This is a genomic window from Pseudomonas sp. G5001 (genome assembly GCF_013385475.1).
GTDB lineage: Bacteria > Pseudomonadota > Gammaproteobacteria > Pseudomonadales > Pseudomonadaceae > Aquipseudomonas.
Map to the genome: position 1 here is coordinate 18,706 of NZ_JACAPZ010000006.1, position 15,670 is coordinate 34,375.

The 15,670-nt window shown below is 60.6% G+C and carries 14 protein-coding genes; 4 read left to right on the forward strand and 10 right to left on the reverse strand.

Annotated features, from left to right (window positions below; all coding sequences use genetic code 11):
• The first annotated feature begins 109 nt into the window (after window positions 1–109).
• Both HX805_RS05020 and HX805_RS05025 read left to right on the forward strand, forming a co-directional pair.
• Window positions 110–1,309, forward strand: coding sequence for a CaiB/BaiF CoA-transferase family protein (locus HX805_RS05020; RefSeq protein ID WP_177116656.1), 1,200 nt, complete (start codon window positions 110–112; stop codon window positions 1,307–1,309).
• Window positions 1,309–2,187: a TIGR02285 family protein gene (locus tag HX805_RS05025; protein ID WP_177021411.1), complete on the forward strand. Its 879-nt coding sequence runs from the start codon at window positions 1,309–1,311 to the stop codon at window positions 2,185–2,187. Before HX805_RS05020 ends, HX805_RS05025 begins: the two co-directional genes overlap by 1 nt.
• A 171-nt stretch (window positions 2,188–2,358) precedes the next feature.
• Here the strand turns inward: HX805_RS05025 and HX805_RS05030 are convergent, their stop codons facing one another.
• Window positions 2,359–2,643: a DUF3509 domain-containing protein gene (locus HX805_RS05030; protein ID WP_003209570.1), complete on the reverse strand. Its 285-nt coding sequence runs from the start codon at window positions 2,641–2,643 to the stop codon at window positions 2,359–2,361.
• A gap of 302 nt (window positions 2,644–2,945) precedes the next feature.
• On the opposite strand from HX805_RS05030, the gene HX805_RS05035 reads away from it, so the two are divergent.
• A complete protein-coding gene (locus HX805_RS05035; protein WP_003209572.1) occupies window positions 2,946–3,146 on the forward strand; it encodes a hypothetical protein in 201 nt (66 codons plus the stop codon).
• 150 nt (window positions 3,147–3,296) lie between these two features.
• Window positions 3,297–3,950: a response regulator transcription factor gene (locus tag HX805_RS05040; protein ID WP_003209573.1), complete on the forward strand. Its 654-nt coding sequence runs from the start codon at window positions 3,297–3,299 to the stop codon at window positions 3,948–3,950.
• Here the strand turns inward: HX805_RS05040 and HX805_RS05045 are convergent.
• The 9 genes from HX805_RS05045 to rimM form a co-directional block, all read right to left on the reverse strand.
• Window positions 3,919–5,163 carry an EAL domain-containing protein gene (locus HX805_RS05045; protein ID WP_177116657.1) on the reverse strand — a complete coding sequence of 415 codons (1,245 nt, stop codon included), beginning with the start codon at window positions 5,161–5,163 and terminating at the stop codon, window positions 3,919–3,921. The genes HX805_RS05040 and HX805_RS05045 overlap by 32 nt on opposite strands.
• A 73-nt stretch (window positions 5,164–5,236) precedes the next feature.
• Window positions 5,237–8,818: a transporter substrate-binding domain-containing protein gene (locus HX805_RS05050; RefSeq protein WP_177116658.1), complete on the reverse strand. Its 3,582-nt coding sequence runs from the start codon at window positions 8,816–8,818 to the stop codon at window positions 5,237–5,239.
• 109 nt (window positions 8,819–8,927) lie between these two features.
• Complete coding sequence (thrC, locus tag HX805_RS05055; protein WP_177116659.1) at window positions 8,928–10,337, reverse strand: threonine synthase; 1,410 nt, start codon at window positions 10,335–10,337, stop codon at window positions 8,928–8,930.
• 67 nt (window positions 10,338–10,404) lie between these two features.
• The gene (locus HX805_RS05060) at window positions 10,405–11,709 is read right to left on the reverse strand and encodes a homoserine dehydrogenase (RefSeq protein ID WP_003209580.1); all 1,305 of its coding nucleotides are present in this window, start codon (window positions 11,707–11,709) and stop codon (window positions 10,405–10,407) included.
• Window positions 11,710–11,835: 126 nt separating this feature from the next.
• On the reverse strand, window positions 11,836–12,567 hold the full coding sequence (gene dsbC, locus HX805_RS05065) for a bifunctional protein-disulfide isomerase/oxidoreductase DsbC (protein ID WP_003209582.1): 732 nt from the start codon (window positions 12,565–12,567) through the stop codon (window positions 11,836–11,838).
• Between the two features lie 154 nt (window positions 12,568–12,721).
• Window positions 12,722–13,618 carry a site-specific tyrosine recombinase XerD gene (gene xerD / locus HX805_RS05070; protein WP_003209584.1) on the reverse strand — a complete coding sequence of 299 codons (897 nt, stop codon included), beginning with the start codon at window positions 13,616–13,618 and terminating at the stop codon, window positions 12,722–12,724.
• A gap of 362 nt (window positions 13,619–13,980) precedes the next feature.
• Window positions 13,981–14,331 carry a 50S ribosomal protein L19 gene (gene rplS, locus HX805_RS05075; protein WP_003175895.1) on the reverse strand — a complete coding sequence of 117 codons (351 nt, stop codon included), beginning with the start codon at window positions 14,329–14,331 and terminating at the stop codon, window positions 13,981–13,983.
• A 45-nt stretch (window positions 14,332–14,376) separates the two neighbouring features.
• Window positions 14,377–15,087 carry a tRNA (guanosine(37)-N1)-methyltransferase TrmD gene (trmD, locus tag HX805_RS05080; protein WP_231988895.1) on the reverse strand — a complete coding sequence of 237 codons (711 nt, stop codon included), beginning with the start codon at window positions 15,085–15,087 and terminating at the stop codon, window positions 14,377–14,379.
• 43 nt (window positions 15,088–15,130) lie between these two features.
• Window positions 15,131–15,667, reverse strand: coding sequence for a ribosome maturation factor RimM (rimM, locus tag HX805_RS05085; protein WP_003175898.1), 537 nt, complete (start codon window positions 15,665–15,667; stop codon window positions 15,131–15,133).
• Window positions 15,668–15,670 lie beyond the last annotated feature (3 nt).

A 15,670-nucleotide genomic window follows, 5' to 3' on the forward strand; every position in this document is an offset into this window, starting at 1 on the left:
TAACCGATGGCGAGGTGATTCAACGAATCCTGCGCTGCATCATCCTTATCACTGCGCCACTCGCCTATGTTAAAAGGCTCACATCCCTGCCCTGCCCGAAAGGTTCCTCATGTCGTTTACCGCCAAACCACTTGCCGGCCTGAAAGTCATCGAACTCGGCACCTTGATCGCCGGCCCGTTTGCGTCGCGCATCTGCGCCGAGTTCGGCGCCGAGGTGATCAAGGTCGAATCCCCGGATGGCGGCGACCCGCTGCGCAAGTGGCGCAAGCTGTATGAAGGCACCTCGCTGTGGTGGTTTGTGCAGGCGCGCAACAAGAAATCCCTGACCCTGAACCTGAAACACCCGGACGGCCTGGCGATCCTCAAGCAACTGTTGGCGGATGCCGACATTTTGATCGAAAACTTTCGCCCTGGCGTGCTGGAGAAGCTCGGCCTGAGCTGGGAAACCTTGCACGCCCTGAACCCGAAACTGGTGATGGTGCGCCTCTCGGGCTTTGGCCAGACCGGGCCGATGAAGGACCAGCCAGGGTTTGGCGCGGTGGGCGAATCCATGGGGGGCCTGCGTTACATCACCGGTTTCGAGGACCGCCCGCCGGTGCGCACCGGGATTTCCATCGGGGACTCGATCGCGGCGTTGTGGGCCGTGATCGGGGCGCTGATGGCCCTGCGTCATCGTGAAGTGAATGGCGGGCTCGGCCAGGTGGTGGATGTGGCGCTGTATGAGGCGATCTTTGCGATGATGGAGAGCATGATCCCGGAGTTCGACGTGTTCGGCTTTATCCGCGAGCGCACCGGCAACATCATGCCCGGCATCACGCCCTCCTCGATCCACACCAGCAAAGATGGCAAGCATGTGCAGATCGGCGCCAATGGCGACGCGATCTTCAAGCGCTTCATGTCAGCCATTGGTCGCGACGACCTGGCCAACGACCCGGCACTGGCCAGCAACGATGGCCGCGACAGCCGGCGCGATGAGTTGTACGGGGTGATTGATCGCTGGGTCAACTCGCTGCCGCTTGAGCAAGTGGTAGAACAGTTGAACAAGGCCGAAGTGCCCGCCAGCCGTATCTACAGCGCGGAAGACATGCTGGGAGACCCGCAATTTCTCGCCCGCGAGATGTTCCTCAAGGCGCAGCTCCCGGGCGGCAAGGACTTCAAGATGCCCGGCATCGTGCCCAAACTGTCGGACACACCGGGCAGTTGTGAATGGGTCGGACCGCAGTTGGGCGAGCACAACAGCGTGGTGCTCGCTGAATTGGGCTACGATGCGGCCGCCGTTACTCGCCTGCGTGAGAACGGCGCGATCTGATGGGCCGGCGCTTCATCATTCGACTCTGCCTCCTGGGTTCACTGCTCGGGACTTGGCCACTGTCGAGCCAGGCCCAGGAAACCTTGATCTGGCTGTTGCGTGACCTGCCGCCAGTGACGATTTTCGAAGGCCCGCAAAAAGGCCAGGGCGCCCTCGACCAACTGCTGCCGATACTCGCCGAACACATGCCGGAGTATCGACATCAGATCCTCCACGTGAACCGCGCGCGCGGCATGCAGATGCTCCGCGACCCCGGCACGCTTACCTGCGACCCGTCCCTGCTGTGGACGGCGGAGCGCGCTAAAACCATCGTGTTTTCCGCCCAGGCCTTCGCGGCCGTGAGCAACGGGGTGACGATCCGCCAGGGTCAGCGGGCGCTGCTGGCGCCGTTTGTGGTGGATGGACTGTTCGACCTGGAGGCATTTTTGAATGCACGAGATGCGCGCCTTGGCATCATCGCCGAACGCAGCTACGGCGCCATCATCGATGAAGCGCTGAAGCACACCAGTGCTCACAAACTGGCGCCACATTACGGCAATGACGCCCTCGGCAGCCTGCTGCAGATGCAACGAAAGGGGCGGCTGGAAGCGGTGCTGGGTTACTGGACAGAAGTGCGCTACCAGGCGCTGCAACAAGGCATTGATCCACAAGAGCTGATCTTCTACCCCATCAAAGGCACCCCGCCCTATCAACTGACCCGGATTGCCTGCACGGATAACGCCTCAGGCCGCACGGCTATCGAGCGGATCAATCAGGTGCTGCGCGAGATCCCGCAGGAGCAACTGCGACAGTCCTACGCCTCATGGCTCGACCCGGTCATGCGTGAGCAATACCTGCAAGACCACCCGACGTTTTTCCAGGATGCCCCGAGCCCATGACAAATCGCAGGCAAAAAGAAACCCCGAGCAGTGGGGAGACAACTCGGGGTTAATAAGGGCCTAAAAAGACCAGTAACAACGAGCCACAAGCACCGGAGCACAATGCTTGATCTCGCTGTTACAAAATCTGACTCACCTTGCCGTAGGAAGGTTCCCAACAAAAATAAATCTTCATGCGCAGGCGATCGGCCGAGTCAGGGCCGCATTGCGCAGGGCCGCCATGACCGAGGGTTCCAGGCGTCCTTCGGCAATCATCAAGTCGCGGTGCAAACAGTCCACCACATCCACCAATGCACGCTTGTCGGTCAATTGTGCCTGGTCGACTTCTCGTTCGACCACGATGGCACCGGCCGGATTCTTTACGGTCACCAGGCATTCGCCCTGCACACCCGAGGTGGTCAGCGTGACCTGATAAGGGCTCAGTGCTTCACCGAGCAATAGGCTGATACTTTCCATCTCGATCACCACTCAATAGTTCGGAAACAATCGTGTAAACGGGAGCTGCATCTATCCTAAGTGACTATTTGCGTCGTAGGAAAGTTCGCTTTTTCGTCTTTCAAGGGTTGCCGGGGGATGACGTGTCCAGCATGCGCTTGCAACATGACAAGCAAAAAACGGCAGCACATAACTGCTTACTCAATGAGTTGCCGTTTTGGCGCTGATGCCGAGGGTGAATCCTATACTCGGTGAGTGCTGATCATGCCGGCACATCGATAAACAGCGCATACCAAAAGGCCCCGTTGCGAAGGACGAAGACCATGCTGGAACACGAAAAAGAGCAGGCAATACTAGAGAAGATTCACGCCGACATATCCAGAATTTATGCCGAGCAACGCAAGCTAAACGCAGAATCCCACAAGATAACCCGAGAGAATTTCTGGTATCCCGTTGGTATCGCCATCGGCTTCTTCACGGCTGTCGGAACCGTAATGGCAGTGGCTCAGAAACTACTCGCCTAAACGATCACTCCGACCGGGCCTGCCAGAAACGAAAAACGCCGCTGCCCCACGGACGGGGACGCGGCGTTTTTTACACCTTTGTAAACCGCACCTTCAGACCCTCTCCTGCGTTAACAGGCTAGAATCCCCGAATTACCCCGGGAGCCTGTATTGAACGAAACGTCTGACAAGCCATTGCGCATCGTCCTCGCCGACGACCACCCGATTTTCCTCATCGGTCTGCGGGCGGTCCTGGAACGTGACGAGAGGCTAACCATCGTCGGTGAAGCCAACTCACCCCAGGCCCTTGGCGAACTGCTGCAACGTTGTGCCTGCGACATTCTGGTGACCGACTTCATGATGCCCGCCGAGCCCCAGGCCGACGGCTTGCGCCTGATCGAACAACTGCGCCGGCATCACCCGGGCCTGCCCATCGTGGTGGTGACCATGCTGAACAACGCCGGCCTGTTCCACGCCATCCTGGAGTTGGGTGTCATGGGCCTGCTGAGCAAGGCCAGTCTCGCAGACGAATTGCCTGAAGCAATCCGTCAGGTGCGCCAGCAGCGACGTTATGTGGCCCAGACCATCAGTCAGTCACTGAACCTGGCAGGCGTCGAGCGTGTGCACTCCCAGGATCAACTATCACCCCGTGAACTGGAAGTCATCCGCCTGCTGGCCGGCGGCCTGACGGTAGGCGAGATCGCCGCGAATCTTCATCGCAGCAAGCAAACCGTCAGTGCACAAAAGGTCAGCGCCATGCGCAAGCTGGGCCTGAGCAACGACGCCGCGCTGTTTATCTATGTGCAGGAACACGGGCTGGCCTAGCCTGAAACGCGATCCACTGCTTCAGCGCCTCGGCGTCCATGGGGCCGGCGATAAAGCAGCCTTGCAACCACGCAGCCCCCAGTTCACTTACCGCGTGATAGTCGGCGGCACTTTCAACCCCGGTCACCACCACACCCACACCCAGTCGCCTCGCCATGCTCATGGCGCCAGCAACCACTGCCGCCTTGCGATCGTCCCTGGCCATGCCGCTGGCAAACGCCGGCGGGATCTTCAATTCGCTGAAGGGCAATTCCAGCAAGCGTTGCAGGCTGGTGCCGCCCACGCCGAAATCACCGATGGAAAGCTTGCACCCCATCATCCGCAAACGCAGCAAGCCGGTGACGTGGGCGCTGTCGGTGTTCAGGCGCGAGGTTTCCACCAGTTCCAGGGTCAGGCCACGGGCGGGCACGCCGTGAAGTTGCAGCAAGCCTTGCAGCACTTGGGGAAAGTGCGGACGCTCCAGCATCCGCCCCGGGATATTCACCGCCACCGGCAGCACCTGCCCGGTTTCGCGCATGACGTGTGCCGCCTGGCCCAGCGCTTGTTCCAGCACGTGCCAGGTAAACGCCTCTTCCATTCCGGCAAACTCCAGCACCGGCAGAAACGCGTCAGGCAACAGCAACTCGCCGTCAGGAAGCTGCCAGCGGGCCAGCGCTTCAACACCTTGCAACGCGCCCGCCTGGCTGACAATGGGCTGATACCAGACCGTGCCGCAGCGGGCTATAGCGGCCTGGCTCAGATCCGCCGAAGGCGGCAACTGCTCGGATTCGCTCAAGTCCAGCAGGTGGCGCACCCGCTCCCAGGACACCACCGGCGGCCCGGGCCGCAAGCGCTCCCGGCACGCCTCGAGGACTTTCCCGATCAGCGTTGCCGACGCCGGCTTGGGCAGGCAGCCGAGCACGTTGAGCCCCAACTGTCGGGCCATGTGCGCCACGCCTTCCAGCACATCCGGCTCGGCGTTGCTCAGCAGGATCAACACCTGAGCCTGGCGGCGCTCGGCCATTTCCCGAATCAGCTCAAGGCCATCACCCTGCTCCAGGTACAGATCGCAAATCGCGATGTCCACCGCGCCCTTGCTCTCCAGTGACTGGCGAGCGGCGTCGACCGTTTCGGCCGTGCGTACATTGAATACGCCGTTGGCGTTGAGCATCTGATGCAGGGCCATCAGTTGGAACGGGTTATCTTCGAGGATCAGGACGTTGAGGGAGCGCATGAAAAACGTTACCGGGGAGAAGCGAGGGTGCACAGACTAATAAAAACCCCGCGCCTTCCCCATAGGACATGTCTTATTCGGACGGGTCCAGATAAGCCTCAAGCTCGACCTGGAATTCGATCAATGCTTCGCGCAGCGCTAACCAATGCATTTCAATCTCAGCGTTGCGCTGCTCCCGAATACACCCTTCCAGCGCCACACAGGCCTTGGCCAGCGGCAACGCATCCACCAGGCAGCATATGCCCTTCAGGCGGTGCAGCGAGGCGGCCAGCCGGACCTGGTCGTGGTCCGCCATGGCGGAGGCCATCAGGTTATGCTCCTGCTCAAGGCTCCTCGCCAGCTCCTGCAGCATCCGCTGCAAAATCGGTCCGTCGGCCTGGGTCATGGTGCGCAGGGTCTGGATGCTGAAAGAGCGTGCAGGCACGACGCGGGCGAGCACGCGCGTCCAGTGCTCAAGGGTCACGGGCTTGACCAGCAGTTCATCCATTCCCGCCTCCCGGCAGCGCTGCTGTTCATCATCCAGGGCATTCGCCGTGCAACCTACCAGCGCCAGGCGTGGCCGTTGCTCCTGGGCTTCCAGCCGGCGGATGGCCTCACTCAAGGCGTAGCCGGACATGCCCGGCATATTGCAATCGGTGACCAGGACGTCAAACACCTCATGGTGCCAACGCTGCAAGGCCGCTTCGGCCGAGTCGACGGCCACTACTTGATGACCCAGAAACTGCAACTGCTGAACCAGCACCAGCCGATTGGCCGGCAGGTCATCCACCACCAACACCGACAGGTTGCGGCCGGCCACCAGCAGCGGTACACCCGCAGATGCTGGCACGTCGTCGCTGCTGACCCGATCCAGGTACAGGTCGATGCACACCACCGTGCCCTCTCCCACCACGCTGCTCAGGGTGATGCTGCCTCCCATCAATTCCACCAGTTGCTGGCAGATGCTCAAGCCCAGTCCCGTGCCGCCGTGCTCGGCAGCCGTCCGCGCGCTGACCTGGATAAACGGCTTGAACACTCGCGCCTGCTGCTCGACGCCAATGCCCGGCCCGCTGTCCTCCACACACAGCTGCAAATATTCGGCCCCCGCCGGGTCAAGCTTGCGCGCAACACTGACCCGAACCTCGCCGCGCGAGGTGAACTTGAGCGCGTTGCCCAACAGGTTATGGATAACCTGACGCAGGCGCAGCGGGTCGAACCAGTAATACCCTTGCGCGCTCGGGTCGAATGCCAGGGTCAGGTGAAGGCCCTTTTTCTGCGCCATGGGTTCGAACAAGCGCTGTATGCCCTCGAAGAAACCTTTCAAGTCAGTGGCCTGCGGCGCCAGTTGCAGATGACCGGCTTCAATCTTGGCCAGGTCGAGGCTGTCACCCATCAGGGCAATCAACTCACGCGCCGAGCGATGGGCCACTCGCAGGGCTTCAGACACTGGCTTGCCTTCAGCCTGGGCACGCTCCTGCTCGAGCTCGAGCAGACCGATAATGGCGGTCATCGGCGTGCGAATCTCGTGGCTCAGGGTCGAAAGAAACGCGCTTTTTGCGTAGTTCGCTTCGTCAGCGGCCTGCCGCGCATCCATCAGCTGGAGCTCCAGGACCTTGCGCTCGTTGATATCGACCCAGCCACCGAGCAAACCCTGGAGCTGGCCCTTGGCGTCGAAGAACGGCACCGTCCACTGATACACATGAAACGCCCCGCCATTGAACTCCAGCTGCCGGTCGACGAACAGCGACTGCTGGCTCGCCAATTGCTCCATGTGGCCGGCATGCAGGCGCGCGGCCGTAGCGTCAGGCATCAGCCCGCTTTCCATCAGCGTCAGGCCCTGGATCTGCTCGCGCCGGGTGTTCAACTGTTGTTCATAGCTGGTGTTGCAGGTCACCAGGCGTCCTTCCAGATCACGCACAAATACCGGGTTGGGCATGCCGTCCAGCAGCGCGCGCTTGAACGCCAACTGGTCGTTGAGCCGCTGCTCGGCCTGGAGGCGCTGGCGAATCTGGCGCTTGAGCCGGCTGTTCCAGGCCAGGGACACCAGCACAAACAGCAGCGCCATGGCGACCGTCCAGTAGGCCCATGGCGGCACCCGCTGCCAGGCCGGCACCGGGACGGGTACGCTACCCAGCCAACGCAAACGCAGGGCGCTCAATTCCGCGACCGGCAGCGCTTCCAGCGCCTTGTTCAAAATGCTCAGCAGTTCCGGTTGATCCTTGCGCACCGACAGGCTGTTGGCCGACCACTTGCCCTCGACACTGCGGCCGATGCGCAACTCATCGGCCGGGTAACTCTGCACTTCCACTTCACTCTGGATAGTCGCCGCCGCGCGACCCTGCGTTACCAGCTCACGGGCCTGGACGTAGTTATCCACCGATTGCAGCTTGATCCCGGGGTGCTCGCGACGAATATATCCCTCCAGGACATGGCGTGCCGGCAGCGCCAGCACCTTGCCTGAAAGCTCGCTCAAACTGGCCACTGGCGGTGCGTCAGCGCGCTGGATAAACACCCAGCCTGAGCCCCCGAACCCATGGCTGAAATCGAGAAAGGCCTTGCGCTCCTGATTCTCGGCCAGGGTGGTGTTCATGTCCGCCCTGCCCGTTTCCAGCAACCCCAGGGTCTGTGCCGTGGAGGACACTTCCTCCATCACGAACTGCAGGCCGGTCATGCGTGAAATGCGGTTGAGCAAGTCCACATTCAGCCCCACCCACTGGCCGTCCTTGTCCTTGAATACATAGGGAGACAGTTGCTGGGACGCCACCACCACATGCGGATGCTGAAGTACCCAGGCCCGCTCCGGGGCCGACAAGGCGATGCGCTCGGCGGCAATGCCCACCCCCAGTCCGGTGGTCCAGCGCGCAAGGATCTCCCGCCGCACAGACTCATCAATACTCGCCAGCGCCCGTTCCATCAGCGTCCCCAACAACGGGTCGGCCTCCCGCGTGGCAAAGGCAAAGCCGATGGGCGCCAGCCGGCTTTCCACCTTGATCTGCAAGCCCAGGTAGGGCCGTAGCGATTTATAGGCGCGCACGATCACTTCGTTGCCGATAAACGCATCGGCATCACCTTGCTTCAGCGCTTCGAGGCCACTGTAGAGATTCGGTGCCAGCATGATGTGGCTGCCGGGATACGCCTGATGGACGTTCTTGACGTTGGCGTAACCGTCCAGCAACACCAGCTTCTTGTCCTTGAGGTCCTCGTTCTGGGTGCTGTCATCCCGGCGCACGACCACCACCGAGCGGTCCGGCATGTAGTCTTCGGTAAAGCGCAACCCCGACACATCACGCTCGTAACCGTTGGCACTGGTGAGAATATCGATGGCGCCGCTCCGCAGGGCCTCCACCGCCTGCGCCCGCTCGGCAAAACCCAGGACTTGCATCGGTGCATGCAGACGCGCGCCGATCAGGCTCAGGTAATCGGCGCTGATGCCCTGGTAGCGATTGCGGTCGCGGGTGATATCGATCGGCTGATAGTCATCAATCGAAATGCCCACTCTCAGTGGCCGATGGGCCGCCAGCCATTGCTGCTCGCTGACCGTCAGGGGCATGGGCTCCAGGGCAATGAACGCCGGCACCAGCTTGAACGGCAGGCTGACAGCCGCGAGGCTTGCCGAACCATGGCCAAGCAGCAGCACACATGCCAGCCACGCGTGTGCTCGGGTCGATAAATACACCGGTTGGGTTTCCTTGATTATTCTTGTTGGTCGCCGCGCAAGTATGGCTCGCCAGAATGAAAAAGCCCGTCACGAAGACGGGCTTGATCCACCACGCAAAGCCGTTGGCTCAGAGTGGCTTGCCGCGATTGCCATGCTGGCTGACAAACGCCTGCACCGCTTTCAGGTCATTGGCCAATACCGTGCAACGCTCTTCACGCTCAAACAGGTCGGTGAGGTGCGGCGGCAATTCCAGCGCCTTGCCAACCCCGGCCTTCTCTACCGCTTCCGGGAATTTGACCGGGTGCGCGGTGCCGAGAATCACCATCGGGATGTCCAGGCTGCGGCGGCATTCGCGCGCGGCCTTGACGCCAATGGCGGTGTGCGGGTCCAGCAGCTCGCCGGTCTGGGCGTAGACTTCAGCGATGGTCTCGCAGGTTTCTGCGTCGTCCACCGCCAGGGAGTCGAACAGCTTGCGGGTTTCGGTCCAGCGCTCCTGCTCGACGCTGAAACCGCCACCTTGCTTGAAGCTGTCCATCAGGCCGGCCAGGGCAGCACCGTTGCGACCGTGCATGTCGAACAGCAGGCGTTCGAAGTTCGACGAGACCATGATGTCCATCGACGGCGACAGTGTGGCGTGCAGGGTTTCCTTGACGTACTGGTTGCCGCTCATGAAGCGGTGCAGGATGTCGTTGCGGTTGGTGGCGACGATCAGCTGGTTGATCGGCAGGCCCATGTTGCGTGCCAGGTAACCGGCGAAGATATCGCCGAAGTTGCCGGTTGGCACCGAGAACGACACCGAACGCGCCGGGCCGCCCAACTGCAGGGAAGCATGGAAGTAGTAGACGATCTGGGCCATGATCCGCGCCCAGTTGATCGAGTTCACCGCCACCAGGCGCGTGCCCTTGAGGAAGCTCTGGTCGGCGAAGCTGGCCTTGACCATTTCCTGGCAGTCATCGAAGTTGCCTTCGATGGCGATGTTGTGGATGTTCTCGCCGAAGATCGTGGTCATCTGCCGACGCTGCACTTCCGACACGCGGTTGTGCGGGTGCAGGATGAAGATGTCGACGTTTTCGCAGTGCTTGCAGCCTTCGATCGCCGCCGAGCCGGTATCACCGGAAGTAGCGCCGATGATCACCACGCGCTCACCGCGTTTTTCCAGCACGTAGTCCAGCAGGCGACCCAGCAGTTGCAGGGCGAAATCCTTGAACGCCAGGGTTGGGCCGTGGAACAGCTCCAGGACCCATTCGTTGCCGTTCAGTTGACGCAACGGGGCGATGGCGCTGTGGGAAAACACGCCGTAGGTTTCTTCCAGGATCTTCTTGAAATCCGCATCCGGGATGCTGCAGGTGACGAACGGGCGCATGACCCGGAACGCCAGCTCGTGGTACGGCAGGCCGGCCCACGAAGCGATTTCTTCCTGGGTGAAGCGTGGCAGGTTTTCCGGCACGTACAGGCCGCCGTCAGTGGCCAGACCGGCCAGCAGAACGTCTTCGAAATTCAGGGCCGGTGCCTGGCCGCGGGTGCTGATATAACGCATGACTGGCTCCTCTAGAGCATGCTTGAACAAGGGCCGCCGAACGCGTGGGGCCCTTGCCGCAAAACGATTAGTTCAGGTGTTCGACGCGAATCCGCACCACCGGCCCAACCACGCCCTGCAACGCTTCAAGCGCGGCGATGGCGTCGTTGATGTGCTGCTCCAGCACACGGTGAGTCAGCAGGATCATGGGCACCAGGCCGTCTTGTTCTTCGACTTCCTTCTGCATGATCGATTCAATGTTGATGCCGCGCTCCGACAGGATGCTGGCCACCTGAGCGAGCACGCCCGGATGATCCTTGGCCTGGATGCGCAGGTAGTAGGCACTTTCGCAGGCTTCGATCGGCAGGATCGGGTGGGCCGACAGCGAGTCCGGCTGGAAGGCCAGGTGCGGTACGCGGTTTTCCGGGTCGCTGGTCATGGCACGCACCACGTCCACCAGGTCGGCGATCACAGACGAAGCGGTCGGCTCCATGCCGGCGCCGGCGCCGTAGAACAGGGTGGAACCGGCAGCGTCACCGTTGACCATCACGGCGTTCATCACGCCATTGACGTTGGCGATCAGGCGGTCGGCCGGGATCAGTGTCGGGTGCACACGCAGCTCGATACCGGCCGGGGTGCTGCGCGCCACACCGAGGTGCTTGATGCGGTAGCCCAGGGCTTCGGCGTAGTTCACGTCGGCGGTGGTCAGCTTGGTGATGCCTTCGGTGTAGGCCTTGTCGAACTGCAGCGGGATACCAAAGGCGATGGACGCCAGGATGGTCAGCTTGTGGGCAGCGTCGATGCCTTCCACGTCGAAGGTCGGATCGGCTTCGGCGTAACCCAGGGCCTGGGCTTCGGCCAGCACGTCTTCGAAGGTACGGCCCTTCTCGCGCATTTCGGTGAGGATGAAGTTACCGGTGCCGTTGATGATGCCGGCCACCCAGTTGATACGGTTGGCGGACAGGCCTTCACGGATCGCCTTGATCACCGGGATGCCACCGGCCACGGCGGCTTCGAACGCCACGATCACGCCCTTCTCGCGGGCCTTGGCGAAGATTTCGTTACCGTGCACGGCAATCAGCGCCTTGTTGGCAGTGACCACATGCTTGCCGTTTTCGATGGCCTTGAGCACCAGCTCGCGGGCCACGGTGTAGCCGCCTACCAGCTCGATGACGATATCGATTTCAGGGTTGGTGGCGACTTCGAAGACATCGTTGGTAATCGCAATACCGGTCGTTTGGAACTGAGGCTTTGGCGTACGCGTGGCAATTTGTGCCACTTCAATCCCACGCCCTGCACGGCGGGAAATTTCTTCAGCGTTACGCTGAAGTACGTTGAAGGTGCCGCCACCGACGGTCCCTAACCCACAGATGCCTACTTTGACCGGTTTCACTGAAGAACTCCCCATGAAACGGCCGACTCAAGGTCGGCCGTGAAAACAGCCGCACAACTGCGGCTCTCTATTAATGACCCGCCGAACTGTCGGCGGATCATGATCGTCAAGGCTCGACGATAATGCTTACTTTGCGTTCAGTGCCAGTTTGGCAACTTGCGGCGCAGGCTGGTAGCCCGGAATCACCTGGCCGTCAGCCAAAACGATGGCCGGCGTACCGTTCACACCAATCGACTGGCCGAGGGCGAACTGCTTGGAAACCGGGTTGGCGCACTTGGCGGCCTTGATTTCCTTGCCATCGACCATCTTGTCCATGGCCGCTTTCTTGTCGGCCGAACACCAGACGGCTTGCAACTGCTCGTCACCCGGCGAACCCAGGCCCTGGCGCGGGAACGCCACGTAGCGCACTTCAACGCCGAGCTTGTTCAGCTCAGGCACTTCGGCATGCAGCTTGTGGCAGTACGGGCAGGTGGTGTCGGTGAACACGGTGATGTGGGTCTTGGTTTCGCCGATGGCCGGGTAAACCACGGTTTCAGCCACCGGAATACCGTTGATCAGCTTGGACACGCCCAGGCGCTCGGCTTTCTCGGTGAGGTTCACCGGCTTGCCGTCTTTGAGCTGGAACAGGTAGCCCTGGACGATGTACTGGCCATCGGCACTGGCGTACAGCACGCGGCTGCCCTTGAGCTTGACTTCGTACAGGCCGGCCATCGGGCTGGCGTTGATGCTTTCAATCGGGGTGTCGAGCTGGAGGGCTTCCAGGCTCTTGCGGATTGTCTTCTCTGCGGCGTCGTCGGCGACGGCAAAGGTTGAGACCAACGCAATGGCTGCGATGGCAAAAATCTGGGTCAAGCGCATGGGAACTCCTGAAGGCAGATGCAGGGACGGGAGCAGGAACACCGATCTTCAAACACGGGTTTGGGCCGTCCCCTTTGCGAACCGGCAAAGCCTACCACAGTTGGGCCGCAGGGCAGCCAGTCGCGGGGAAATTGGGCTTTTTCCGAAGTGTTTTTCATCCACGGGGATGGTGCTTGGCGTGCATCTCCTGCAAACGTGCCCGCGCCACGTGGGTGTAGATCTGGGTGGTGGATAAGTCGCTGTGGCCCAGGAGCATTTGAACCACGCGCAAATCCGCGCCGTGGTTGAGCAAATGCGTGGCGAACGCGTGGCGCAGGGTGTGGGGCGACAGCGACTTGCCGATGCCGGCAACCTTGGCCTGGTGCTTGATGCGATGCCAGAAGGTCTGGCGGGTCATCTGTTCGCCGCGCTGGCTGGGAAACAGCACATCGCTGGGCCGACCGTTGAGCAACTCGGCTCGGGCGTCGCGCATGTAGCGTTCGATCCACACGATCGCCTCTTCACCCATGGGCACCAGGCGCTCCTTGCTGCCCTTGCCCATTACGCGCAATACACCCTGGCGCAGGTTGACCTGTTCCAGGGTCAGGCTGATCAGCTCGGTGACGCGCAGGCCGCAGGCATACAGCACTTCCAGCATGGCGCGGTCGCGCTGGCCGATGGCTTCGCTCAGGTCGGGGGCTGCGAGCAGGGCTTCGACGTCGGCTTCCGACAGGGATTTGGGCAGTGGCCGGCCCAACTGTGGCATGTCGATTTGCAGGGTTGGGTCGACAGCGATCAGCTTTTCCCGCAGCAGGTAGCGATAGAAGCCACGCACGCCTGAGAGAAAACGCGCAGTAGAGCGAGGCTTGTAGTTTTGCTCCAGGCGCCAGGCCAGGTGGTCGAGAATCAGCTCGCGACCGGCGTCGAGCAGCTCGAGGTTTTTCTCCTGCAGCCAGCCATTGAACAACGCGAGGTCGCTGCGGTAAGCCTGGCGGGTGTTGTCCGACAGGCCTTTTTCCAGCCAGAGGGCGTCGAGGAAGCGGTCTATCTGGGGGTGGTCGATGGCGGACATGAGGGCTCAAGCAGGGAAAATGGCGATGTCGGGTAGATCCTATCGCAGCACGGGCCGCTACACATCAATGAAAGCGGGCAAATAATCTGTGGCAAGGGAGCTTGCTCCCGCTGGGGCGCGAAGCGGCCCTGATTGACCATTGAGGTCCAACAGAGAGACTTCTATTGCCGGTTTCAGGGCCGCTGCGCAGCCCAACGGGAGCAAGCTCCCTCGCCACAAAAGCGGAAAACGTCTTTAAGGTCAGTGCGACGCTGAATTTCTTCGAGGCGGGGAGTCATGAATAGATACCGGGGAAATAGACAAATTTCAGGCAACAAAAAAGCAGCCCGTAGGCTGCTTTTTTCTGCATCGGGAAGCTGGACTTAAGCCAGTTTTTCCTTGATGCGAGCTGCTTTACCGGACAGGTCACGCAGGTAGTACAGCTTGGCTTTACGTACGTCACCGCGACGTTTAACGGCCATGCTGTCGATTTGCGGGCTGTAGGTCTGGAAAGTACGCTCTACGCCAACACCGTTGGAGATTTTACGAACAGTGAAAGCACTGTTCACACCACGGTTACGCTTGGCAATTACCACGCCTTCGAACGCTTGCAGACGCGAACGGTCGCCTTCCTTCACTTTCACCTGAACGACAATGGTGTCGCCCGGGGCAAAGGTAGGGATCTCTTTGGTCATCTGCTCTGCTTCGAGTGCAAGGATGATTTTGTTAGTCATGCTGTGCTCCTAAGGTAAGTCGTCGGACCTACCATCGATACGTTGTTAACTATCGTCCCGCCCGAGGATGTATTCCTCGAGCAGCTTCTTCTCTTCTCCAGAAAGCGAGCGGCTTTCCAGAAGATCGGCGCGTCGTTCATAGGTCCGCCCGAGGGACTGCTGTAAACGCCAACGCCGGATGTGTGCGTGATTGCCACTTAGCAATACGTCGGGAACACGCTGATCCGCATACACCTCCGGTCGGGTGTAGTGCGGGCAATCCAGCAAACCATCCGTGAAGGAATCTTCCTCCGCGGAGTCCGCATGCCCTAAAGCTCCAGGCAGCAGTCGTGTAACCGCATCTATCAGGACCATCGCCGGCAGCTCGCCGCCAGACAGGACATAGTCCCCAATCGACCACTCTTCATCGACATGAGCTTCAATAAACCGCTCGTCAATGCCTTCATAGCGACCGGCAATCAGGATTAATGCTTCCAGATTCGCCAACTCGCGTACCGCCGACTGATTCAGCTGACGGCCTTGAGGGGACAGGTAAATTACCTTCGCCTTCTCCCCGGCGGCTGCCTTGGCCTGAACCAACGCATCTTCCAGGGGCTTGATCTTCATCACCATTCCCGGGCCACCGCCAAATGGGCGATCGTCCACAGTGTGATGTCGATCCGTCGTGTAGTCTCGCGGGTTCCAACAGGTGAGCTGCAAGAGCCCCTGTTTCACCGCCCGACTGGTGATGCCGTACTCGCTGATGGCGGAAAACATCTCGGGAAACAAACTGATCACTTCAACGCGCAGGTTAGCCACGTTAGAAGTCCGCGTCCCATTCCACCTTCATTTCGCCCGCTGCCAGGTCGACGGCCAACACGCATTGCTCGGTATAGGGCAACAGGCGTTCGCGATCATCCAGGCTGCCAGCGCAAGGCTTGACCACCATTACATCATTGGCGCCGGTTTCCAGAAGATGATCGATTTTCCCGAGCAATTGCCCGAGTTGATCAATAACCTTCAGACCTTCCAGCTGGTACCAGTAGTACTCGCCGTCGGTCAATTCAGGGAACAGGTTGCGCGGCACGCAGATCTCATAACCGGCCAGAAGACGAGCTTCTTCACGATCATCAAGACCCTTGAGCTTTGCGACCAGGAACTTGTCGCTCCCGCGTCCACTGACCAGCTCTACCTGTTTCACACTACCTTCGCGCTTGAGCGTCCAGGTCTTGTACTGCAACAGGTTTTCAGTCGGATCAGTAAAGGAATACACCTTCACTTCGCCGCGAACGCCATGAACAGAATAAATCTTGCCGATAACGATCAAATCATCAGCTACCGCTGGCGTCGCGTTCATATT

Excerpts from the sequence above, each read along its gene's own strand:
- HX805_RS05020 (WP_177116656.1), top strand. The coding sequence starts at position 110 with ATGTCGTTTACCGCCAAACCACTTGCCGGCCTGAAAGTCATCGAACTC.
- HX805_RS05025 (WP_177021411.1), top strand. The coding sequence starts at position 1,309 with ATGGGCCGGCGCTTCATCATTCGACTCTGCCTCCTGGGTTCACTGCTC.
- HX805_RS05030 (WP_003209570.1), bottom strand. The coding sequence starts at position 2,643 with ATGGAAAGTATCAGCCTATTGCTCGGTGAAGCACTGAGCCCTTATCAG.
- HX805_RS05035 (WP_003209572.1), top strand. The coding sequence starts at position 2,946 with ATGCTGGAACACGAAAAAGAGCAGGCAATACTAGAGAAGATTCACGCC.
- HX805_RS05045 (WP_177116657.1), bottom strand. The coding sequence starts at position 5,163 with ATGCGCTCCCTCAACGTCCTGATCCTCGAAGATAACCCGTTCCAACTG.
- thrC (WP_177116659.1), bottom strand. The coding sequence starts at position 10,337 with ATGCGTTATATCAGCACCCGCGGCCAGGCACCGGCCCTGAATTTCGAA.
- dsbC (WP_003209582.1), bottom strand. The coding sequence starts at position 12,567 with ATGCGCTTGACCCAGATTTTTGCCATCGCAGCCATTGCGTTGGTCTCA.
- xerD (WP_003209584.1), bottom strand. The coding sequence starts at position 13,618 with ATGTCCGCCATCGACCACCCCCAGATAGACCGCTTCCTCGACGCCCTC.
- rplS (WP_003175895.1), bottom strand. The coding sequence starts at position 14,331 with ATGACTAACAAAATCATCCTTGCACTCGAAGCAGAGCAGATGACCAAA.
- trmD (WP_231988895.1), bottom strand. The coding sequence starts at position 15,087 with ATGTTTTCCGCCATCAGCGAGTACGGCATCACCAGTCGGGCGGTGAAA.
- rimM (WP_003175898.1), bottom strand. The coding sequence starts at position 15,667 with ATGAACGCGACGCCAGCGGTAGCTGATGATTTGATCGTTATCGGCAAG.